Consider the following 20,256-nt stretch of genomic DNA (forward strand, 5'->3'; position numbering starts at 1 on the left):
CACCACCCACCCCACGACCGGCACCTCCGCCACCGCCTCCCCCGCCACCTCCGCCACCACCACCTCCGCCACCACCCGCACCGCCGCGGGCGAAGCCGGTGCCCACGCCGCCGCCCCCCGCGCCGGCGCCATCGCCCACGCCCTCGCCCTCGCCCACACCGACCCCGTCACCGTCGCCGTCCGTACGCCCCACACCCCGGCCCGTGGCACTGCCCACCTACCGCAAGCCGCCGCGCAAGGTCGTCCGGCACGGCACCTCCCTGGTCAATCTCACCCTGCTGATCACGGCGCCCGCGGTGTTCGCCGTGGCCGTACTGCGTCCCCGTTCCCGCTGACCTCCGGAGGATCACCATGTCGGAATGGCTTGTTCTCGCCCTCGCCATGGTCGCGGCCTGCGCCGTCGTCCTGACCATCGCCGTACTCAACAACCGCCGGATCGGAGAGGACGACGACCCGTCCGAGACGCCTGACGTCATCGAGTACATGACGATGATGATCGGTGTGGTCTACGCGATCGTGCTCGGCCTCGCCATCGCGGGCGTCTGGGAGGGCCGGGGCGCCGCGCAGGAATACGTACGTCAGGAGGCCCAGGCACTGCACGAGGTGAATGTCCGCTCCGCCGTCTACCCGGCCGATGTGCGCTCCCGCATCCGCGCCGACGTCGACGCCTACGTCCACCACGTCGTCCACGACGAGTGGCGCGCGATGAGCGAGCACGGCAGCCTCACCGCGGAAGGGACCCGTCTGCTGGCCAAGGTACGCGCCGATGTCACCCAGTACCGGCCGAGGAACGACCACGAGGGGCAGGCATATCAGCCACTGGTCGACGAGGTGGCAGCGGCCGACGACGCACGCAGCGCACGCGGACAGAGTGCCGGTGCGACCATGCCGGGCGTGGTCTGGTTCGGCCTGATCACCGGAGCGCTGGTGACCGTCGGACTGATGTTCACGTTGCAGATCCGCAGAACCTTCCGCGAACTCCTGCTGGCGGGCCTCTTCAGCGTTCTGATCGCCTTTCTGCTGTTCCTGATCTGGGACTTCGACTCCCCCTTCGGGCGGGAGATCTCGGCCACCGCGGCACCGTTCCTCGATCTGTTCCCCCGCGCCGCGGGCGGATAGCGGTCCGTCAGAACACGGCCGGAATGCGCCGCTCGGGCGAACCCGGCGCCCGAGCGGCGCACTCCGATCGCGAGCGGTATGCACGGCTCCTAGCGTTCGGCACGTCGAGGTGCATTCTGACGCTCTGTGGAAAACCGTTCCGCACGTGCTCCTCGGGGATCCGGAGGACTCACCCATGCGCGCAATAGGCGTCGCACCCGTCGCCCTGCTCGGCGCCGCCGCTCTCGCCCTGGCCGCTCCGTCCGCAACCGCGAACGCCGCGACACCAGGAGGCGCGTCCTCCGCGACCGGATTCACCGTCACTCCGTCGGTGATCGCGCCGGGAAGCCAGGTCACCCTGGCCGCCCGGGGGTGCTCCACAACCGCAACCGCCGGCTCGGGCGTCTTCGACACCGTCACCATTCCCGCAGGTGGCTCCGGAAGGGCCACGGTCGACTGGGACGCGAGACCCGGCGCTTCCTACGAAGTGACGTTCATCTGCAGCACGTCGCCCGACTCCACGGCGAAGTCCGGCCTCACGATCGCCGCGGCTCCCGCACCGGCCCCCCGTCCCGCGGTGGCTCCGGCCGGTGTGCGGGGCGGGCTCGCCGGCAGCGTCGGCACGATGAACGCTGTGGAGATCGCCGCCGGAGCGGCGTTGGCGGTGGCAGCGGCCGCCGGCTCCGTCCGGATGGCACGCCGTCGCGGGGAGCGCCGTTCGCACTGACAGCAGGGTCGGTGCCGACCGAAAGTCGTCCCGGGTCCCGTCACGGGACCCGGGGCGACAGGCGTGTCGGGCCGTCCCGGGACGTCGGCCGTAGTCGGCCGGGCCCGCGCCCGGCCGAAGCACCCGTCCCCGTCCCGCTCAGCGGCGCTGCGGCACCGTGATCCGGTAACCGTCGTCCAGCAGTTCGGGCAGGTACCTTCGCAGCGCGTTCACGCTCTGCGAACGGTCTCCCCCCGCGTCGTGCGACAGCACGACGACGCCGGGCGCGGCCCCGTCCCGGACCCGGCTGACGATGGTGCCGACACCGGGTTCGGTCAAGTCCAGAGTGTCGACGGTCCAGGCCATCGGCTCCATGCCCATGGCGGCGCCGATCTCGAAGGAGTTGCGGTTCCACGCCCCGTACGGTGCCCGGTACCAGAGCGGCGCGGCGCCGGTGATCTTCTCGATCACCTCGCTGGTGGGGCCGAGCTCGTCGCGGACACCGGCCCGGGAGAGCCTGGTGACCAGGGGGTGGGTCCAGGAGTGGTTTCCGATGGTGTGTCCGTCCTCGGCGATGGCGCGCACCAGGTCCTGGTTGTCGTCGGCCATTCCTCCGCAGACGAAGAACATCGCGCGGACATCGTGTTCGCGCAGGGTCGCGAGAATGTGCGGAGTGTAGAGCGGATCGGGCCCGTCGTCGAAGCTGAGCACCATGGCTTTCCCGATCTCGGGCAGTTCCTCGAACGGCCTCGTGCGGACCGGCGGAAGCCGGCCGGGGTGCCCCCGGTCATGGGCTGGAGCCGGTAGCCGGTGGGCCGGGTCCGGACGGCCGGTTCGGGCCCGGCCGCACCGGCCGAGGACGGTGCGGGAGTCCGGACCGGCGCCCCGGCCGGATCTGCGACGCCCATGCGAACGGCGGTGGCGGCGCCGAGTCCGGCGGCCAGCCGCAGCAGCGCCCTGCGCCCCGGCAGCCTCTGATCATGTTTCATGACCAACTGCTCGCACGGCGATGGACCCGCCCCCGCAATCGACACCGGCCATGGGCGGTTTTGCACCCGATGGAGGGATACCCGGCGGGGCATCCGGCAGCCCCGCCCAAGCCCCTGCCACGGCCCGCTCCGGAGTCGGCCCGAGCAGCGGATAACCTCACTGCCGTGACAGAACCGCAGCCTCATAAGTTCGAACGTGGCACAGACGGCCCGAAAGTGATCGTCGCCGGCCTCGACGGGTCCGATTCCTCCATGCGTGCCGCGGCATACGCTGCGGGGCTGGCCCGCCGCCAGGGCGCCATGCTCGCCCTCGTATATGTCCAGCCGGTACTGCCCGCGGGGGCCGCGCTGGGCGCACCGATCGCCGACGCGACCGGCGAGGTCGCGGAGGGGCTGGTGAGCGAGATCCGGGAGGCCACCCGGCGGATGAAGGACATATGGGACGTGCGCTGGGAGTTCCACACCTTCCGCGGCGACCCCTACAACGGACTCGTGACCGCGGCGGACGAACTGAAGGCGGATGCGGTGGTGGTGGGTGCGTCGGAATCGGCCGGACACCGGTTCATCGGCTCCGTCGCGATCCGGCTGGTGAAGGCGGGCCGTTGGCCCGTCACGGTAGTCCCGTAGGCGTAGCGGAACCCTCCACTCCGCCGGACGGCACGCCGTCTTCCGCACCGGCTCCGCCTGGGCCATCATGAGCGCCCGTCAGGGACAGCCGTCAGCGGAGAGGTGACTCATGGCAAGGCTCCGAGTGGGCGAGGGTGTACTGCGCCGCAAGCCGATCGGGCAGATCGACGAGAACGGGCCCGCGGGAGAAGCCACCGCTCAGCTCACCAGAACGCTCGGATTGTGGCAGCTCACGGCGATCGGCGTGGGTGGCATCATCGGCGCGGGCATCTTCACCCTCGCCGGCACGGTGGCGAACGGCACCGCGGGTCCCGCCGTCCTGGTCTCGTTCCTGATCGCGGGTGTGGCGAGCGCGGCGGCCGCCTTCAGCTACGCGGAGTTCGCGGGCCTGATCCCGAAGGCCGGCTCCGCCTACACCTACGGGTACGCGGTGCTCGGCGAGCTGGTGGGCTGGTTCATCGGCTGGGACCTGCTGCTCGAGTACACGGCGATCGTGGCGGTGGTCGCGATCGGCATCTCCGGCTACTTCAGCTTCCTGCTCGGGGAGATGGGGCTCGAAGTGCCGAAGTGGATGCTGGGCGCGCCCGGCACCGGCGACGGGCACAAGGTGGACCTGTTCGCCGCGCTGCTCTGTCTGCTCGTCGCTTATCTGCTCACCCTCGGGATCAAGAACGCGGCCCGCTTCGAGACGGTCGTGGTCGTCCTGAAGGTCCTGGTCGTCCTGCTGGTCATCGGCGTCGGTGTGTTCCACATCAACACCGCCAACTACACCCCGTTCTTCCCGTTCGGAATCAGCGGGGCCTTCACCGGTGCGGCCACGGTGTTCTTCGCCGTGTTCGGGTACGACGCCATGTCCACGGCCGCCGAGGAGTCCAAGGACGCCCAGCGCCACATGCCGAAGGCCATCCTGTACTCCCTCGGGATCTCCATGGTGCTCTACGTGGCGGCGTGCCTGGTGCTGACGGGAATGCAGAGCTACAAGGACATCGACCCGGAGTCCGGATTCTCCACGGCGTTCAAGTCGGTGGGACTCGACCGGCTCGCCGATGTGATCGCGGTGGGCGCGATCATCGGCATCCTCACGGTGATGTTCACCTTCATGCTCGGTGTGACCCGGGTGTGGTTCTCGATGAGCCGTGATGGACTGCTGCCGAAGTGGTTCGCCAAGACCCACCCGACCCGCCACGTGCCGACCCGGGTGACCTGGATCGTCGGTTTCGCCTCGGCCCTGATCGCCGGATTCCTGCCGATCGGCGAGGCGGCCGAGCTGACGAACATCGGCATTCTGCTGGCGTTCGTCGTGGTGTGCATCGCGGTGATCGTGCTGCGCTACAAGCAGCCGGAGCTGCCGCGCACATTCCGCACCCCCGGCATGCCGTTCGTCCCGGCGCTCGGGGTGGTGTTCTCGATCTGGCTGATCACCTTCCTCCAGTGGCAGACCTGGGTGCGGTTCGTGGTCTGGTTCCTGATCGGTCTGGTCATCTACTTCGGCTACTCGTACCGGAAGTCGAACATGGCGAAGTCGCCCGGAACGGGTACGGAAACGGGCTGACCCGGCCGGCCCGGCGGCGGCTGCCCGGCCCCGTGCGCGCACCGCGCCGGCCGCCGCCCGACCGTTCACCGCACCATTCGCCGCACTGTGCGACCGCTCGTCGCACAGGACCGTCCACCGCCTGTTCCTCGGCGCCCCGATGCGTTCGTATACGCCAGTCGGCGGCGAAGCCGCAGGGACCTCGGCGGAAAGGGCGTTCACGATGACCACCACGACGACCGATGAGCGGACCCTCGCGGATCTCCAGCGGGAGCACGGGCCCGCCCTCCTCCATTTCCTGCTCGGTCTGACCTTCGGCGACCGGCAGCGGGCCGAGGACCTGCTCCAGGAGACCCTGGTCCGGGCCTGGCAGCATCCGGAGGCCTTCGACGCCCCGTACGACTCGATGCGGCCCTGGCTCTTCACAGTCGCGCGGCGGCTCGCGATCGACGCACGCCGGTCCAGGCAGGCCCGGCCGGCCGAGGTCGGCGACACGGTGCTGGAGACCACCCCGGCCGCCGAGGACACGGCCGATGCCACGGTTTCGGCGCTCGACGTACGCGACGCGGTACGCACCCTCAGTCCGGAGCACCGCTCGGTCCTCGTGCAGATGTACTTCCGCGGGCTCACCGTGGACGAGACGGCCCGGGTTCTCGGCATTCCGGCGGGCACGGTCAAGTCGCGGTCCTACTACGCGCTGCGCCAGCTCTCCCGCAACCTCCCCGGCTACTCCAGCAGGTCCTCCTCGCGCAGCAGGGCGAGCAGCGAGACGGCCTCCGCGACCTCCACGTAGTCGGCGGCGCAGCGGTCGCAGGACTGCAGATGGCGGGAGACCGTGCGGGTCTCGCCGGCCGTGAGCGCGTCGAGTACGTAGGCGCCCAGCGCATGGCGCATGTGCGGGTCCTCCCCGGTATCGGCGGTCATCGCATCCTCGTGTCGTCGACGCATCCGGTGGTGACGGATCCTGTCCTTCTGGCCACGCGGGGCGCGCTCCCCCGGTTCAATGCTCCGTGAAGCGCGGTGCCGAAGAGAGAAAGAGGCGAGACGGGATGCGCCCGGAGCGTCAGGATGGAACCGGTGGGGCCGGACTGCAGGTCCCGATGGCCTGGATGTACGCGGAGTACATCAGTGATGAGCTGCTGCGGACCGGCGATCTGATGGAGCCGTCCACGCTGGAGTACCGGGCGGGGCGCGATGCCCTCGCGCTCACCGTCTTCCTCTCGGACGGCGCGGTGGCCGATGCGCTGCCCGCGGCCCGGCTGGACGAGCTGCGGCTGCTGACGGCGTACGGAACAACGTGGTGCGGCTGGGTCCGTGAGCGGCTGGACGCGCTCGACGCGGCCGCGGCCTCCGGGACGGCCGGCCCGGATCCCGATCTGGCACTGGCCCGCGCGGCCTGGCGCTGGCTGGAGGAGACCGAGCTGCTCGCGGCCGACCTCGATGCGATCGCGCCGCCGCCCTGGGAGCCGGCCGGCGACGAGCCGGACGCGGAGGAGGCGGCCCAGGTGTGGACGCCGGCCTGGCAGCTGGGGCTGCCGCTGGGTCATCTGGCGATCCATCTCCACTGACGGGAACCCGTTCGGCCGGTCAGGAACCGTGCACCCCGGCACGGTACTTCGGCAGCCGCACGGTGATCTTCATCCCGGCGCCGATGCCGGTCTCGATGACGAGGCCGTAGTCGTCCCCGTACACCTGGCGCAGCCGTTCGTCGACGTTGAGCAGTCCGATCCCGGTGGAGGGGCCGCCCTCGCCGCGCAGGATGTGGCGCAGGCGCTCCGGGTTCATACCGGTGCCGTCGTCCTCGATGACGACCTCGGCCTCGGAACCGGCGTCCAGGGCGCTGATGGTGATGCGGCTGGAGGTGACGGCCCCTTCGAGGCCGTGCTTGACGGCGTTCTCGACGAGCGGCTGGAGACAGAGGAACGGCAGGGCGACGGGCAGTACCTCGGGGGCGACCTGGAGGGTGACCAGGAGCCGTTCGCCGAAGCGGGCGCGTACCAGTGCCAGGTACTGGTCGATGGAGTGGAGTTCGTCGGCGAGGGTGGTGAAGTCGCCGTGGCTGCGGAACGAGTAGCGGGTGAAGTCGGCGAATTCCAGCAGGAGTTCGCGGGCCCGTTCCGGGTCGGTGCGGACGAACGAGGCGATGGCGGCGAGTGAGTTGAAGATGAAGTGCGGGGAGATCTGGGCCCGCAGCGCTCTGATCTCGGCCTCGATGAGCTGGGTGCGGGAGCGGTCGAGTTCGGCGAGTTCCAACTGCACGCAGACCCAGCGGGCCACCTCTCCGGCGGCGCGTGCCAGCACTGCGGATTCGCGCGGGGCGTAGGCGATCAGGGTGCCCAGCACCCGGTTGTCGACAGTGAGCGGCACGGCGACGGCCCAGCGCAGCGGGCAGTCCAGGTCGTCGCAGTCGCTGGCGAAGGCGGTGTCCCGGCCGCTGGCGAGGAGGTCGTGCACCTGGTCCATGACGTGGCGGCCGTGGTGTTCGCCCGCGCCGTCCCAGACGAGGACCCGGTCGCGGTCGGTGAGGCAGAGCGCGTCCGTGCCGAGCAGGGAACGCAGCCGGCGGGCGGACCTGCGGGCACTCTCCTCGGTGAGCCCGGCGCGCAGCGGGGGTGCGGCGAGCGAGGCGGTGTGCAGGGTCTCGAAGGTGGCGTGCTCGACGGGCGTCCCGACGTCGCTGGTGCGGACGGGCCGGGCGGTGCGGCGCCCGAGCAGGAAGCCCGCGCCGAGCAGCAGGAGGGCGAGCAGGACGAGTGCGGCGTATCCGGCGCTCGTCATCGGTGCCTCCCGGACGTCAGCGCCTCGGGCAGGTGGAATCGGGTCATGGCGGCGTTGGTGCCGGGGGGTATCCGGCCGGGGGTCGCGAGGGACACCAGGATCATCGCGAGGAAGCCGACCGGCACCGACCAGACGGCGGGCCAGGCAAGCAGGGTGTGCGGCCAGCCCGGCGGGCGGACCGCGCCGCTGACGGTGATGGCGACGGACAGGAACGCGGAGCCGCCGCCGAGCAGCAGTCCGGCGACGGCGCCGGGCGGGGTGAGCCGTCGCCACCAGATGCCGAGGACCAGCAGCGGGCAGAAGGAGGACGCGGAGACGGCGAACGCCATTCCCACGGAGTCCGCCACCGGCACCCGGCTGACGATCAGCGAACCGGCCAGCGGTACGCACATGGCGAGGACGGTGGCCAGCCGGAAGTGCCGTACCCCGCGCGAGGGCAGGACGTCCTGGGTGATGACCCCGGCGACGGCCATGGTGAGCCCGGAGGCGGTCGACAGGAACGCGGCGAACGCGCCGCCCGCGATGAGCGCGCCGAGCAGGTCTCCGCCGAGCCCGCCGATGACGCGGCCGGGCAGCAGCAGCACGGCGGCATCCGCGTCCCCGCCGTGGATCAGCTCGGGGGCGTACAGCCTGCCCAGTGCTCCGTAGACCGGGGGCAGCAGGTAGAACACGCCGATGAGGGCGAGGACGGCGACCGTCGTGCGGCGGGCGTCGCGGCCGTTGGGGCTGGTGTAGAAGCGGACCACGACGTGCGGCAGGCCCATGGTGCCGAGGAAGGTCGCGACGATCAGCCCGTAGGTGGCGTACAGCGGGTGGTCGGCGCGGAAGACGGAGAGCTGCTCGTCGAAGCTGACGCGGGGGCGTCCGTCGCCCTGCCAGGCGAGCACCAGGAAGATCGCGGGGACCAGGAGTGCGGTGAGCTTCAGCCAGTACTGGAAGACCTGGACGAAGGTGATGGAGCGCATGCCGCCGGCGGCGACGGCGATGACGACGACGGAGGCCACGAGCACGTCGCCGAGCCAGCCGGGCGCCCCGGTGAGGATCTTGAGCGTCAGCCCCGCGCCCTGGAGCTGCGGTACGAGGTAGAGCCAGCCCGCGGCGACCACGAAGACGCTGACCAGCCTGCGTACCTGCCGTGATTCCAGCCTTCCCTCGGCGAAGTCGGGCAGTGTGTACGCCCCCGAGCGGCGCAGTGGTGCGGCGACGAAGACCAGCAGCACCAGATAGCCCGCGGTGTAGCCGACCGGGTACCAGAGCATGTCCGGGCCGTGCACGAGCACCAGGCCGGCGATGCCGAGGAAGGAGGCGGCGGAGAGGTATTCGCCGCTGATGGCCGCGGCGTTGAGCCGGGGCCGGACGGTGCGCGAGGCGACGTAGAAGTCGGAGGTGGTGCGGGAGATGCGCAGGCCGAAGCCGCCGACGAGGACGGTGGCGAGTACAACTGCGGCGACCGCCGCCACCGCGTACGTGCGGCTCACTGTGCGGGGCGGCCTTCCACGAGCCGGGCGAAGTCGCGTTCGTTGCGCTCGGCCCGTCGCACGTACCACCAGGCGATCAGGGTGAGCGGCGGGTAGGCAGCGAATCCGAGGACCGCCCAGACGAGCGAGGCGCTGTGCAGGGCCTCGAAGACCAGTGGCAGCGTCCCGACGACCACGGCGAGGACGGTGAACGCGGTGAGTCCGGCCCGCAGTTGACTGCGCATCAGCGATCGGACGTACGCGCCGCCGAGCGCGGTCTGCTCGTCGATCTCCGACTGGGTGCGGTAGCGCGGCAGCGGGCGCACCCGCCGGGGCTCCCCCGTCACCACTTCGCGCCGGGGCGCTGGCTCTGCGGACATGGGCCCGGAGTGTACGCAGCACCGGACCGCGCTGGGAAGGGCCGGCCCCCGGGAGGCCCTGGTCAGCGGCCGGTCTGGCGCATCAGCAGATCACGCAGCGCCCGGGTGTGGCGGCGGCTCACCGCGAGCTCCGCGGTGCCGATGCGGACGCTCATGCTGCCCGCGTCGAGACGGAGTTCGTCGATCCGGCCCAGGGCGACGAGGTGGCGGCGGTGGATGCGGACGAAGCCGCGGGTGCGCCAGCGCTCCTCCAGGGTGGTGAGGGGGACGCGGACGAGATGGCTGCCGGTGGCGGTGTGCAGCCGGGCGTAGTCGCCCTGGGCCTCGGCGTAGGCGATGTCGTCGATCGGGACGAACCGGGTGACTCCGCCGAGCTCCACCGGGATCTGGTCGCCCGCGGTGTCGAGCACGGGCGCGGAGCGGTCCCCCACCTGTTCGGCGACGCGGCGCACCGCTTCGGCCAGCCGCTCGCGGCGTACGGGTTTGAGGACGTAGTCGACGGCCTTCAGGTCGAAGGCCTGGACGGCGAAGCCCTCGTGCGCGGTGACGAAGACGATGAGGGGCGGCGCCGCGAACCCGGCCAGCAGCTGGGCGACGTCGAGACCGGTGAGGCCCGCCATGTGGATGTCCAGGAACACGACGTCGATGGCGGCCGGGTCGTCCGGGCCGGCCTCGACCGCGCTGCCGATGCGGCGCAGCGCCTCGGTGGCCCCGGTGGCCCCCTCGGCGCTGCGGATCCGGGGATCGGCGCGCAGGAGGTACAGGAGTTCCTCCAGGGCGGGTTCTTCGTCGTCGACGGCGAGTACGCGCAGCATGGGCCGGAGTGTAGAGCGCGCACGGGGGTGCGGGACCGGGTGATTCACCGCTTCTTCGCGTACCGGCCGGCCCGTGCGCCCCGGCGGGTCATCTGAGCAGCCGGGAGAGGCGGCGGTCGGCCAGCGGTCTGCCGCCTGTCTGGCAGGTCGGGCAGTACTGGAGCGAGGAGTCGCTGAACGACACCTCGCGGATGGTGTCCCCGCAGACCGGGCAGGGCTCGCCGGTGCGTCCGTGGACCCGCATCCCGCTCTTCTTCTCGGCCTTGAGCTTCCCGGCCGCCAGCCCGCCGGAGCGCGCGACGGCGTCGCGGAGGGTGGTGCGCAGCGCCGTGTGCAGCGTGGTGACCTGGTCGTCGGTGAGGTTCGCTGTGAGCAGGTACGGCGACATCTTCGCGACGTGCAGGATCTCGTCGCTGTAGGCGTTGCCGATGCCGGCGATCAGGGACTGGTCGCGCAGCGCGCCCTTGATCCGGCGGCGTTCCCCGGCGAGCAGCGCGGCGAACGTGTCGCGGTCGAAGGAGTCCGCCAGGGGGTCGGGGCCCAGCCGGGCGATGCCGGGCACCTCGGCCGGGTCGTGCACCAGGTGCACGGCGAGGCGTTTGGTGGTGCCCGCCTCGGTGAGGTCGAAGCCGTCACCGCCGGTGAGCACGGTGCGCAGTGCAAGGGGCCCCTTGCCGGGGCGCGGCGGCCCGGCGGGGAAGGTGTCCTTCCAGCGCAGCCAGCCGGCCCGGGCGAGGTGGGTGATCAGGTGCAGCGGCCCGGCGCCGATGTCCAGGAACTTGCCGTGCCTGGCGATGCCGGTGACCGTGGCACCGTGCAGGGCCGACAGCGGCGGGTCGTACGTCTTGAGGACGCTCACGTTGAGCGGCAGGACGCGGTCGATCTCCTTGCCGACCAGGTGGTCGTCGAGGAAGACCCTCAGGGCTTCGACTTCCGGCAGTTCGGGCATGGTCCCAGACTGCCAAAGGCGTCGGCGGGGCGCCTATCGGAGGCCGTAGACCCGCTCGGCGGTGGTGGCGAACACCCGGGCCCGTTCGTCCCCGGTGAGGGAGTCGGTGAGGGTGCGTGCCGTGCCGACGACCTCCCCGTACGTCGCCGCGAGCCGGCACACCGGCCAGTCCGAGCCGAACATCATCCGGTCGGGGCCGAAGGCGTCGAGGACGGTGTCGGCGTAGGGGCGCAGATCGCGCACGGTCCAGGAGCGCGGATCGGCCTCGGTGACCAGGCCGGAGAGTTTGCAGACGGTGTTGGGGCGGGCGGCCAGCGCCTTGACGTCGTCCGCCCAGGGGCGCAGCTCACCGGCGGCGACGGGTGGCTTGCCGGCGTGGTCGAGCACGAGGGTCAGCTCGGGCAGCAGTGCCGCCGCCAGGACGGTGGCGGGCAGCTGGCGGGCCTGGACGACGAGGTCGTAGACGAGGCCGGCGTCGGCGACGGCGCGCAGTCCGCGCAGGACCTCGGGGCGCAGCAGCCAGGCGGGGTCGGGTTCGCCCTGGACCTGGTGGCGGAAGCCGACGAGCCGGTCGCCGCCGGGCAGTTCTCGCAGTGCGGCCAGGGTGTCGGCGACGTCCGGCGCCGTGAGGTCGCACCAGCCGACGACGCCCGCGACGAGGTCGTTGTCGTGGGCGAGGGCCAGGAACTCCGGGGTCTCCTCGGGGACGGTGACGGTCTGGACGAGGACGGTGGCGCGCACTCCTGCGGCGCGGGCCTCGGGCTCCAGGTCGGCAAGGGTGAAGTCGCGCCGGAGCGGGGCGAGTTCGTCGCCGGTGATCCAGTCCTGGTCGCGCACCGACAGGTCCCACACATGGTGGTGGGCGTCGACGATCCGTTCCTGACCGGCCATGTCACAACTCCCAGGCGACCGGGAGCCCGGCTGCGGCGCCGTCGGCCGAGTAGTCGTGCGCCACATCGAGCAGTTCGTCCATCCTGGCCTGCCAGGCCACGTTGACGGGGAGCTGCTCCAGCTCGGCGAGGAGTGCGGCGTAGTCCTCGCAGTCGATGACGTGGAAGAGGTCGGTGCCGCTGCGCCATATCGTCCAGGACGCGGCGCCGGCCGCGCGGATCGCGGCGGTGAGCTCCGCCGGGACCTCGCGGTGCGCGGCCTCGTACTCCTCGACGCGGTCGGCGCGGACCTTGGTGTGCAGGGCGATTCTCATGTCAGTGTCCGTTCTCGGTCAGCAGGCCCTCGGCGCGCAGCTCGTCCCAGAGCTCGTCCGGGATCTCACGGCGGAGCAGGGCGGCGGCGTCGCGCACCTCGTCCGGGGAGCGGGTGCCCACGAGGACACCCGCGACGGCCGGGTGCGCGAGAGGGTAGTGGAGGGCGGCGGCCCGCAGCGGGACGCCGTGCCCCTCCGTGACGGCCTTGATCCGCAGGGCCCGGTCCAGCAGGGAGAGCGGTGCAGCCGTGTAGTCGTACGTCGCGCCGGGGCGCGGGTCGGCGAGCAGCCCGGAGTTGAAGACCCCGCCGACGACCACGCTGCGGCCCCGGGCGGCCGCCTCGGGCAGCAGGCCGCTCAGCGCGGACTGGTCGAGCAGGGTGTAGCGCCCGGCGCAGAGCACCACGTCGACGTCGGTGTCGCGCAGGAACCGGGTCAGCATCCCGGTCTGGTTCATCCCGGCGCCGATGGCGCCGACGACACCCTGTGCGCGCAGCTTCTCCAGCGCCGGGTAGGCCTCGTCGAACGCGGCCCGTGCGTGGTCGTCCGGGTCGTGCAGATAGGCGATGTCGATACGGTCGAGCCCGAGCCGTTCCAGGCTGTCCTCGATGCTGCGGCGTACGCCGTCGGCGCTGAAGTCCCAGCGGCGGCGGTGCGTGGCGGGTACGGCGAAGCCCTCGGAGAGGCCGTCGGCGGCGGGGGCGTCGGCGGGCAGCGGGTCGAGCACCCGTCCCACCTTCGTGGACAGCACGTACGAGTCACGGGGCCGGCTGCGCAGGGCCTCGCCCAGCCGCCGTTCGGAGAGGCCGAGTCCGTAGTGCGGTGCGGTGTCGAAGTAGCGGATGCCCTCGTCCCAGGCGGCGTCGACGGCGGCGGCCGCCCGTGCCGGCTCGACGGCGGTGAAGAGATTGCCGATGGCGGCCGCCCCGAAGGACAGCTCGGTGACCTCGACCGCGCTGCTTCCCAGCCTGTTGCGCCGCATGCTTCTGCCGCCCTCCCCGATGATCGCTTCCTGCACAATGCGAATATTCATCGGATCACTTGGGCACGTCAACACCTAAGGCGCCGTCAACTGTGACGCTTTCCCGCATATCTGTCCGACCTATAGTCGATCCACAGCCGATCTGAGCGGCGTTCGCTCAGTGCATCGGCAGCAGCGCCAGCAGCTCGGCCAGCTCGTCGTCGGCGCAGCGCGCCAGCCGGTCCAGATCGGGCAGCGCCTTGCCGTCGGCCACCAGTCCGACCCGCACCCGGCCACCGTACGTGGACAGCGCGACGGCCAGGGACTGGCCGCGGGCGAGCGGCGCCATCGGGTAGACGGCGCGCAGCGGGCAGCCGCCGAGCGAGAGCGCCGAGCGCGGCAGGGGCACGCTGGTGACCAGGACGTCGAAGAGCATCCTGGCGGCGTTCCCCGCGAGCGGTGCGCCGAAGCGGTGGGCCAGCGAGGGGAGTTGGTCGGCGAGCACGGCGACCGCGCCGGCGCCGCGGAAGGGGCCCGCGGCCTTGTTGCGGTCCATGGCTGTGCGGACGGCGGCGAGCCGCCGCCACGGGTCGGGTTCGCCGACCGGGAGCCCGAGCAGATAGGCGGAGAGCTTGTTCCCGGTCGCCGCGGCCTGGCCCGGCCTGCGGCGGGAGACCGGCACCAGGGCGCGCGGGTCCTCCGCGGGCAGTGGTTCGCCGCGCTCCCGCATCCAGCGGCGCAGCGCCCCGGCGACGAGCGCGAGCAGGACGTCGTTGGCCGTGCCGCCCGCGGCGCGGCGGATCCGCTGGACGGCTTCCAGGTCCAGGTCCGCGGTGGCCAGCCGCCGGGTGCCGCTGGACCTCGCGATGAGTGCGGGCGTGCCACGCGGATCGAGGCGGCTGGCTCGCACCATGGAGGCGCCGACGCCGAACGCCCGCCCGAGATCCTCGATCCGGCCGAGCGCGAATCCGGCTACCTGGCGCGGGCCGGGCATCCAGGAGCGGGGCGGGACGGAGCGCGCCCGGCGCGCGGGGGTTCCGGCGCGGGTCCGGCCGGCGGCGGCGATCTCGTCGAAGATCCCGGCGCCGATGGCGACCGCGCGCATTCCGTCGGCCAGCGCGTGGTGGAGTTTGACGAGCACCGCGAAGGGGCCGCCGTCGGCGCCGCCGATCACGTACATCTGCCAGGGCGGCAGCCCCCGTTCGAGCGGCCGCTCCATCAGTTCACCGGCGAGCCGGGTGGCGCCCGCCATGAATCCGCCGTCCTCGTCCCGCGACTCCGCCCCGGTCAGCCGCACCCGCCCGATATGCCGGTGGACGTCGAAGTCCTTGTCGACGAACCAGGCCGCACCGCCGACGGGCAGCAGTACGTCCCTGACCCGCATCCGCAGCCGGGGAATGGCGGCGGCGCGGGCCCCCAGCAGTTCGAGCACGGTCTCCGCGTCGGCGCCGTGCGCCGGGCCGGGGGCCGGGGAGAAGACGGCGAGCGCGCCGAGGTGCATCGGATGGGCATCGGATTCGAGGTGCCAGAAGGCAAGGTCGAGGGGTGCCAGCAGCTCAGTTCCCAACGGATCCTCATGACGTCGAAGACAAGGACTGACGCGTCGCAGTCAATCGCTCGCGGTCGGTTACGGTCAAGTACAGACATGTTACGTTCTGTTACTGTCGGGTAGGAAAGCGCTTTTCTGTCACTCATGTGCAGGGATGACGAATTCGCACCAGACGCACTTGCCGCCGCCCCGGGATTCCACGCCCCACAGGTCCGCCAGCCGGTCCACCAGCATCAGCCCCCGCCCGGACACCCCGGCCTCCCCCGCGTCCCGGCGCCTGGGCAGCGCGCTGGAGCGGTCCTCGACGTCCACCCGCAGCCGCCGCTCGGGCCCGGTGAGCACCCGGATCGTGACGATGGCCCCGCCGTCGGTGTGCATGAGCGCGTTGGTGATCAGCTCGTCGGCGGCCAGCTCGACCTCGTCGGCCCGCGGCTTGGCGCCCCAGGCCCGCACCGCCGCGCGGATCATGTGCCGCGCCGAACTCAGCGCCTCCGGGTCGCTCTGTGCGACGTGCTGCTGGAGCCGGCCGCCCGGCTGGGGTGCGTGGGCGGCCTTGCGACGCAGCAGCAGGACCGCGACGTCGTCCTCTCCGCCGCGCTCGTCGACCTCCTCGCAGAGCTGGTCGGCCAGCTGCTGGAGATCCTGCGGGCCGTTGCGCACCATGGCCGTCAGCAGTTGTATGCCCTCGTCGAGATCGGCGCCCGGCAGCTCCACGAGCCCGTCGGTGAACATCACCAGGGTCTGGCCGGGGTCCAGCTCCACGGTGCTGACCGGGTATTCGAGCCGCCCGAACTCGGCCGAGAGCCCCAGCGGGAGCCCGCCCTCCGCGGGAAGCCTGCGGCAGTTGCCGTCGCTCTCGCGCACCAGCGGGTCGACATGACCTGCCCGGACCAGCTGCACCACTCCGGTCGTCAGATCGACCTCGGCGTAGGTGCAGGTCGCGAAGCGGTCCGTGTCCAGCTCGTGCAGGAAGACCGAGGCCCGCGCCATCACCGTGGCGGGGCTGTGCCCCTCGGCCGCGTAGGCACGCAGCACGATGCGCAACTGCCCCATGACGGCCGCCGCATGGGTGTCGTGCCCCTGCACATCCCCGATGACGACTCCGACCCGGCCGCCGGGCAGCGGAATGACGTCGTACCAGTCGCCCCCGATGTCCCGGCCCAGCCTCGCCGAGCGGTACCGGACGGCGATCTGCGCCCCCGGCACGTCCGGGATCCTGCGCGGCAGCATGGCCTGCTGAAGGCCCTCGGCGAGGTCGTGCTCCTGCTCGTACAGCATGGCCCGTTGCAGGCTCTGCGCGATGGAGCTGCCGAGCGCGAGCAGCAGATTGCGCTCGTCACCGGTGAAGCCGTCCTTGTCGCTGTAGAGCAGACCGAGCGCACCGATGGGGCGGGCCTGGGCGATCAGCGGCAGATAGGCGGCCGAGGTGATGCCGAGGTGGCTGATGTGGGGCCACAGGATCGGGTACGAGGTGGCGAAATCGGTGGCCGACTCGATGAAGCGGGGGGTGAGCGTGCGCACGACCTCGCTCATCGGGTACTGCTCCTCCGTCCGGGTGTACCGGGTGCCGGGCACGAAGGAGTCCTCCGGGCCGTCGGCCACCAGATGGATGCGTCCGGCCTCTATCAGCCCCATGACCAGGCTGGTCGCGCCGAGGTGCGCCAGGCCCTGGGAGTTCTTCAGTACGTCGATGACGTCGCCGACGGTCCGGGCGTGGGCCAGTGCGGCCGTGGTGCCGTCCACCAGGCTGGTACGGCGGCGCCGCTCCAGGTCCAGCTCGCGGCGCGTGGTGGAGTCGGCCAGCTCCTGGGTCGCGTCGCGGACGATGCCGATGATGCGGTGCGGGCGGCCGGTGCCGTCCCGCCGGATGAAACCCTGGGTGTGGGTCCAGCGCAGGCTGCCGTCGCGCCGCTTGATCCTGAAGTACGCCCCGTAATTGCTCTTCCCGCTCTTGAGCGCCTGCGCAACCATGGCGTCGAGCCGGACGCCCTCGTCCGGCGGCACCCGCAGCCCCAGCGACTCCGGCCGGTCGTCGTACTCCTCCGCCCGCAGGTCGAACACGTCGAGCGCGGGCCGGTCCATGTGCATGAGGCCGCTGTCCAGGTCCCAGTCGAAGCTGCCCATACGGTTCAGGGCGAGGCTGAGATCCGGGTGGGCGGGCCAGTCGTCCGGGAGTGACAGGGCACCCGCTACCCGATCATCCATGTGGGTCACTCTGCCATCAATTGTCCGATTCTTCGAGCGAACCTCGCGTGGCCGGGCGAATCCCGCGCTCGCGCCACCCGAGTGCACTTTCAGCCATTTCGGGCACCGGACGAAGAGGCCGGACGTCTCGTAGGGCGAACCGCCCCGAGGCGGCGAGGCGGCAACGGATACGGTGTTCCATGGAGCACGGTAAGCCCAGCCTTACCTTTACCCTGAGCTGCACTGCCCGCATCAGCACGTTCTAAGGACCAGCACCTGATGACCCGCCCCGTCCGCGTCGCCATAGTCGGAGCCGGCCCCGCCGGCATCTACGCAGCGGACGCGCTGCTGAAATCCGAGGCCGCCCAGGAACCGGGTGTTTCGATCGACCTGTTCGAGCGGATGCCCGCCCCCTTCGGCCTGATCCGTTACGGAGTGGCCCCGGACCACCCGCGGATCAAGGGCATCGTCCAGGCACTCCACCAGGTGCTCGACAAGCCGCAGCTGCGGCTGTTCGGCAACGTCGACTACCCCAACGACCTCGACCTGGACGATCTGCGGTCCTTCTACGACGCCGTGATCTTCTCCACCGGCGCCGACGCGGACCGTGCGCTCGACATCCCCGGCAGCGGCCTGGACGGTTCCCACGGCGCCGCCGACTTCGTCTCCTGGTACGACGGCCACCCCGATGTGGCCCGCACCTGGCCTCTGGAGGCGGAGAAGGTGGCCGTCCTCGGCGTGGGCAACGTGGCCCTGGACGTGGCGCGGATCCTCGCCAAGACGGCGGACGAGCTGCTGCCGACCGAGATCCCCGCCAATGTCTACGAGGGCCTCAAGGCCAACAAGGCCCTCGAAGTGCACGTCTTCGGGCGCCGCGGCCCCGCGCAGGCCAAGTTCAGCCCCATGGAACTGCGGGAGCTGGACCACTCGCCGAACATCGAGGTCATCGTCAACCCCGAGGACATCGAGTACGACGCGGGTTCGATCGAGACCCGGCGGAGCAACAAGCAGGCCAACATGGTCGCCTCCACGCTGGAGAACTGGGCCATCCGCGACGCCGGCGACCGGCCGCACAAGCTGTTCCTGCACTTCTTCGAGTCCCCGGTGGAGATCCTCGGCGAGGACGGCCGGGTCGTCGGCCTGCGCACCGAGCGGACCGAGCTGGACGGCACCGGCAACGTCAAGGGCACCGGCGACTTCACCGACTGGGACGTGCAGAGCGTCTACCGCGCGGTCGGCTACTACTCGCAGGAGCTCCCGAAGCTCCCGTTCGACGTGGTCTCCGGCACCGTCCCGCACGCCGCGGGACGCGTCGTCGACGGTGGGGATCACATGCCCTCGGTGTACGTCACGGGCTGGATCAAGCGCGGCCCGATCGGCCTGATCGGCCACACCAAGGGTGACGCCAACGAGACCGTGGCCTGTCTGCTGGAGGACCAGGCCGAGGGCCGGCTGCCCGCGCCGGTCCGGCCCGAGCCGGAGGCCGTCACCGCCCTCCTGGAGGAGCGCGGCGTCCGCTACACCACCCGCGAGGGCTGGTACCGCCTGGACGCGCACGAGCGGGCGCTGGGCGAGGAGCAGGGCCGCGAGCGGATCAAGGTCGTGGAGCGCGAGGCCATGCTGGATGCCTCCGAGCCCCGGTCCTGACCGTACGGCGTACCGGCCAGCCGATGTCACGGCCGGCCGGAAGGCAGCTCCGTCCACCTGCGGGACAAACGCTTCGACGGAGCTGCCCGGCCCGACGGGGGTGCTGCGGTCTCAGCGGCCCTGCAGCGCCTTGACGTTGTCCCCGAAGGTCCAGCCCTTCGAGCCGTCCCAGTTGAGCGACCAGGTCATCAGGCCCTTGAGGGCGTCGCCGTAGTGGTTCCAGGCCTGTGACACCTGGCCGGTCGACATGTGACCGCCGCCCGCGCCCGGCTGGGCCGGCAGCCCCGGAACCTGCTTGTCGTACGGGACCTTGATCGTGGTGCCCTGGATGACGAGCCCCTTGTCCAGACAGTCGGTCTGGGCCGTGAACCCCTCGACGGTGCCCGCGGAGTACGAGTCCCCCGCGCACCCGTACATACTGCCGTTGTAGTACTGCATGTTCAGCCACCAGAGCCGGCCGTTGTCCGCGTACTTCTTCACGATGGGCAGGTACGCGCCCCAGATCGAGCCGTACGTGATGCTGCCACCGGTGACATAGGCCGTCTCCGGCGCCATCGTCAGGCCGAAGTTCGAGGGCATCTGCGCGAGTACGCCGTCGATGATGCGGATCAGGTTGGCCTGCGAGGCGGACAGCTGGTTGATGTTGCCGCTGCCGGTCAGGCCGGTCTCGATGTCGATGTCGATGCCGTCGAAGTTGTACTGCTTGAGGATCGGCACGATCGTCTCGACGAACCGGTCGGCGACGGCGGTGGAGTTGAGGTCGATACCGGCGGCCGCACCGCCGATCGACATCAGGGTGGTGAGCCCGGACTCCTTCGCCCGGCACATCTCGGCCGGGGTGGGGACCTTCACGGTGGAGTCCATCCCGTCCTCCCACAGGACGGTGCCGTCCGAGAGGATGACCGGGAAGGCCGCGTTGATCACGTTGTAGCCGTGCTCCGTGATGCGACTGTCGGTGACCGGGATCCAGCCGAGCGGCGGGTGCACACCGTTGGACGCGCCGTCCCAGTTCTCCCAGTACCCCTGGAGCACCTTTCCGGAGGGCTTCGACTTGACCGCGCAGGTCTCGTCCTGCGCGGCGCTCGGCGTCGCACCCACCAGCAGTTGTACGACACATGCCGCCGCGAGGCCGACCCCCAGCAGGCGCGATGTCCGACCGAACATGCTCAGTTCCCTTCCTGTCGCGGCCGGTGCCGCCGGGGCGGTACTGCCCGAGGCGGCCCGGCGCGGGGCGAGTTGGCGCGTGAATGGCATGCCCCTGACAACCCCAGACGGAATGCGGTCTCGCATTTCACGGCTCGCCACACGCTAGGGAGGCCCGAACCTCCCGTCAATAGGTCTGGACCAAAGTCGCGACCGGGGCGACCTCCGGCGCCGACAC

20 protein-coding genes and 1 pseudogene are annotated in these 20,256 nt (G+C 71.3%); 8 read left to right on the plus strand and 13 right to left on the minus strand.

The window, feature by feature from the left end; all coding sequences use genetic code 11:
- Positions 1 to 203: 203 nt before the first annotated feature.
- The 3 genes from OHA19_RS04870 to OHA19_RS04880 all read left to right on the plus strand — a co-directional run bounded on the left by OHA19_RS04870 (position 204) and on the right by OHA19_RS04880 (position 1,825).
- Complete coding sequence (locus tag OHA19_RS04870) at positions 204 to 335, plus strand: hypothetical protein (RefSeq protein WP_351252274.1); 132 nt, start codon at positions 204 to 206, stop codon at positions 333 to 335.
- A gap of 16 nt (positions 336 to 351) precedes the next feature.
- Complete coding sequence (locus OHA19_RS04875) at positions 352 to 1,119, plus strand: hypothetical protein (protein WP_405719599.1); 768 nt, start codon at positions 352 to 354, stop codon at positions 1,117 to 1,119.
- A 175-nt stretch (positions 1,120 to 1,294) separates the two neighbouring features.
- Positions 1,295 to 1,825 (plus strand): hypothetical protein, encoded by a 531-nt coding sequence (locus tag OHA19_RS04880; protein WP_405719597.1) that lies wholly within the window; start codon positions 1,295 to 1,297, stop codon positions 1,823 to 1,825.
- 138 nt (positions 1,826 to 1,963) lie between these two features.
- Here OHA19_RS04880 and OHA19_RS04885 read toward each other — a convergent pair.
- A pseudogene (locus tag OHA19_RS04885) lies at positions 1,964 to 2,793 on the minus strand (polysaccharide deacetylase family protein).
- A gap of 165 nt (positions 2,794 to 2,958) precedes the next feature.
- On the opposite strand from OHA19_RS04885, the gene OHA19_RS04890 reads away from it, so the two are divergent.
- The 3 genes from OHA19_RS04890 to OHA19_RS04900 all read left to right on the plus strand — a co-directional run bounded on the left by OHA19_RS04890 (position 2,959) and on the right by OHA19_RS04900 (position 5,744).
- The gene (locus OHA19_RS04890; protein WP_124720449.1) at positions 2,959 to 3,420 is read left to right on the plus strand and encodes a universal stress protein; all 462 of its coding nucleotides are present in this window, start codon (positions 2,959 to 2,961) and stop codon (positions 3,418 to 3,420) included.
- Between the two features lie 109 nt (positions 3,421 to 3,529).
- On the plus strand, positions 3,530 to 4,972 hold the full coding sequence (locus OHA19_RS04895) for an amino acid permease (RefSeq protein WP_405719594.1): 1,443 nt from the start codon (positions 3,530 to 3,532) through the stop codon (positions 4,970 to 4,972).
- Between the two features lie 202 nt (positions 4,973 to 5,174).
- Complete coding sequence (locus OHA19_RS04900; protein ID WP_405719592.1) at positions 5,175 to 5,744, plus strand: sigma-70 family RNA polymerase sigma factor; 570 nt, start codon at positions 5,175 to 5,177, stop codon at positions 5,742 to 5,744.
- Here OHA19_RS04900 and OHA19_RS04905 read toward each other — a convergent pair.
- Positions 5,678 to 5,875: a zf-HC2 domain-containing protein gene (locus tag OHA19_RS04905; RefSeq protein WP_405719590.1), complete on the minus strand. Its 198-nt coding sequence runs from the start codon at positions 5,873 to 5,875 to the stop codon at positions 5,678 to 5,680. The genes OHA19_RS04900 and OHA19_RS04905 overlap by 67 nt on opposite strands.
- A gap of 125 nt (positions 5,876 to 6,000) precedes the next feature.
- Between OHA19_RS04905 and OHA19_RS04910 the strand changes: the two genes are divergently transcribed.
- Positions 6,001 to 6,519, plus strand: a complete 519-nt coding sequence (locus OHA19_RS04910; RefSeq protein ID WP_405719588.1) for a hypothetical protein — start codon at positions 6,001 to 6,003, stop codon at positions 6,517 to 6,519.
- Between the two features lie 19 nt (positions 6,520 to 6,538).
- On the opposite strand, the gene OHA19_RS04915 is transcribed toward OHA19_RS04910, so the two are convergent.
- The 10 genes from OHA19_RS04915 to OHA19_RS04960 form a co-directional block, all read right to left on the minus strand.
- Positions 6,539 to 7,729 carry a sensor histidine kinase gene (locus OHA19_RS04915; protein WP_405719586.1) on the minus strand — a complete coding sequence of 397 codons (1,191 nt, stop codon included), beginning with the start codon at positions 7,727 to 7,729 and terminating at the stop codon, positions 6,539 to 6,541.
- Positions 7,726 to 9,207, minus strand: a complete 1,482-nt coding sequence (locus tag OHA19_RS04920; protein ID WP_405719584.1) for a cation acetate symporter — start codon at positions 9,205 to 9,207, stop codon at positions 7,726 to 7,728. Before OHA19_RS04920 ends, OHA19_RS04915 begins: the two co-directional genes overlap by 4 nt.
- Entirely contained in the window at positions 9,204 to 9,566 is a 363-nt protein-coding gene (locus OHA19_RS04925) for a hypothetical protein (protein ID WP_405719582.1), read from the minus strand. Before OHA19_RS04925 ends, OHA19_RS04920 begins: the two co-directional genes overlap by 4 nt.
- A 62-nt stretch (positions 9,567 to 9,628) precedes the next feature.
- The gene (locus OHA19_RS04930; RefSeq protein WP_405749467.1) at positions 9,629 to 10,381 is read right to left on the minus strand and encodes a LytR/AlgR family response regulator transcription factor; all 753 of its coding nucleotides are present in this window, start codon (positions 10,379 to 10,381) and stop codon (positions 9,629 to 9,631) included.
- An 88-nt stretch (positions 10,382 to 10,469) separates the two neighbouring features.
- On the minus strand, positions 10,470 to 11,330 hold the full coding sequence (locus OHA19_RS04935; protein WP_405749469.1) for an Fpg/Nei family DNA glycosylase: 861 nt from the start codon (positions 11,328 to 11,330) through the stop codon (positions 10,470 to 10,472).
- Positions 11,331 to 11,363: 33 nt separating this feature from the next.
- Positions 11,364 to 12,221 carry an amidohydrolase family protein gene (locus OHA19_RS04940; protein WP_405749471.1) on the minus strand — a complete coding sequence of 286 codons (858 nt, stop codon included), beginning with the start codon at positions 12,219 to 12,221 and terminating at the stop codon, positions 11,364 to 11,366.
- Between the two features lies 1 nt (position 12,222).
- The gene (locus OHA19_RS04945; protein ID WP_405719574.1) at positions 12,223 to 12,534 is read right to left on the minus strand and encodes an L-rhamnose mutarotase; all 312 of its coding nucleotides are present in this window, start codon (positions 12,532 to 12,534) and stop codon (positions 12,223 to 12,225) included.
- A gap of 1 nt (position 12,535) precedes the next feature.
- Complete coding sequence (locus OHA19_RS04950) at positions 12,536 to 13,516, minus strand: aldo/keto reductase (RefSeq protein WP_405722035.1); 981 nt, start codon at positions 13,514 to 13,516, stop codon at positions 12,536 to 12,538.
- A gap of 157 nt (positions 13,517 to 13,673) precedes the next feature.
- The gene (locus OHA19_RS04955; protein ID WP_405719572.1) at positions 13,674 to 15,062 is read right to left on the minus strand and encodes a wax ester/triacylglycerol synthase family O-acyltransferase; all 1,389 of its coding nucleotides are present in this window, start codon (positions 15,060 to 15,062) and stop codon (positions 13,674 to 13,676) included.
- A gap of 120 nt (positions 15,063 to 15,182) precedes the next feature.
- A complete protein-coding gene (locus OHA19_RS04960) occupies positions 15,183 to 17,249 on the minus strand; it encodes a SpoIIE family protein phosphatase (RefSeq protein ID WP_405719570.1) in 2,067 nt (688 codons plus the stop codon).
- Between the two features lie 258 nt (positions 17,250 to 17,507).
- Here OHA19_RS04960 and OHA19_RS04965 point away from each other — a divergent pair, with 258 nt between their 5' ends.
- Positions 17,508 to 18,875 (plus strand): FAD-dependent oxidoreductase, encoded by a 1,368-nt coding sequence (locus tag OHA19_RS04965; RefSeq protein WP_405719568.1) that lies wholly within the window; start codon positions 17,508 to 17,510, stop codon positions 18,873 to 18,875.
- A gap of 111 nt (positions 18,876 to 18,986) precedes the next feature.
- On the opposite strand, the gene OHA19_RS04970 is transcribed toward OHA19_RS04965, so the two are convergent.
- The gene (locus OHA19_RS04970; protein ID WP_405719566.1) at positions 18,987 to 20,039 is read right to left on the minus strand and encodes a chitinase; all 1,053 of its coding nucleotides are present in this window, start codon (positions 20,037 to 20,039) and stop codon (positions 18,987 to 18,989) included.
- Positions 20,040 to 20,256 lie beyond the last annotated feature (217 nt).

It is taken from the genome of Streptomyces sp. NBC_00012 (assembly GCF_045040875.1).
Classification (GTDB): Bacteria; Actinomycetota; Actinomycetes; order Streptomycetales; family Streptomycetaceae; genus Streptomyces.

Bases quoted from the DNA above. Each gene is read 5' to 3' on its own strand.
- OHA19_RS04875 (WP_405719599.1), top strand. From the start codon at position 352: ATGTCGGAATGGCTTGTTCTCGCCCTCGCCATGGTCGCGGCCTGCGCC.
- OHA19_RS04880 (WP_405719597.1), top strand. From the start codon at position 1,295: ATGCGCGCAATAGGCGTCGCACCCGTCGCCCTGCTCGGCGCCGCCGCT.
- OHA19_RS04895 (WP_405719594.1), top strand. From the start codon at position 3,530: ATGGCAAGGCTCCGAGTGGGCGAGGGTGTACTGCGCCGCAAGCCGATC.
- OHA19_RS04900 (WP_405719592.1), top strand. From the start codon at position 5,175: ATGACCACCACGACGACCGATGAGCGGACCCTCGCGGATCTCCAGCGG.
- OHA19_RS04905 (WP_405719590.1), bottom strand. From the start codon at position 5,875: ATGACCGCCGATACCGGGGAGGACCCGCACATGCGCCATGCGCTGGGC.
- OHA19_RS04910 (WP_405719588.1), top strand. From the start codon at position 6,001: ATGCGCCCGGAGCGTCAGGATGGAACCGGTGGGGCCGGACTGCAGGTC.
- OHA19_RS04915 (WP_405719586.1), bottom strand. From the start codon at position 7,729: ATGACGAGCGCCGGATACGCCGCACTCGTCCTGCTCGCCCTCCTGCTG.
- OHA19_RS04925 (WP_405719582.1), bottom strand. From the start codon at position 9,566: ATGTCCGCAGAGCCAGCGCCCCGGCGCGAAGTGGTGACGGGGGAGCCC.
- OHA19_RS04930 (WP_405749467.1), bottom strand. From the start codon at position 10,381: ATGCTGCGCGTACTCGCCGTCGACGACGAAGAACCCGCCCTGGAGGAA.
- OHA19_RS04935 (WP_405749469.1), bottom strand. From the start codon at position 11,330: ATGCCCGAACTGCCGGAAGTCGAAGCCCTGAGGGTCTTCCTCGACGAC.
- OHA19_RS04940 (WP_405749471.1), bottom strand. From the start codon at position 12,221: ATGGCCGGTCAGGAACGGATCGTCGACGCCCACCACCATGTGTGGGAC.
- OHA19_RS04945 (WP_405719574.1), bottom strand. From the start codon at position 12,534: ATGAGAATCGCCCTGCACACCAAGGTCCGCGCCGACCGCGTCGAGGAG.
- OHA19_RS04950 (WP_405722035.1), bottom strand. From the start codon at position 13,516: ATGCGGCGCAACAGGCTGGGAAGCAGCGCGGTCGAGGTCACCGAGCTG.
- OHA19_RS04960 (WP_405719570.1), bottom strand. From the start codon at position 17,249: ATGGATGATCGGGTAGCGGGTGCCCTGTCACTCCCGGACGACTGGCCC.
- OHA19_RS04965 (WP_405719568.1), top strand. From the start codon at position 17,508: ATGACCCGCCCCGTCCGCGTCGCCATAGTCGGAGCCGGCCCCGCCGGC.
- OHA19_RS04970 (WP_405719566.1), bottom strand. From the start codon at position 20,039: ATGTTCGGTCGGACATCGCGCCTGCTGGGGGTCGGCCTCGCGGCGGCA.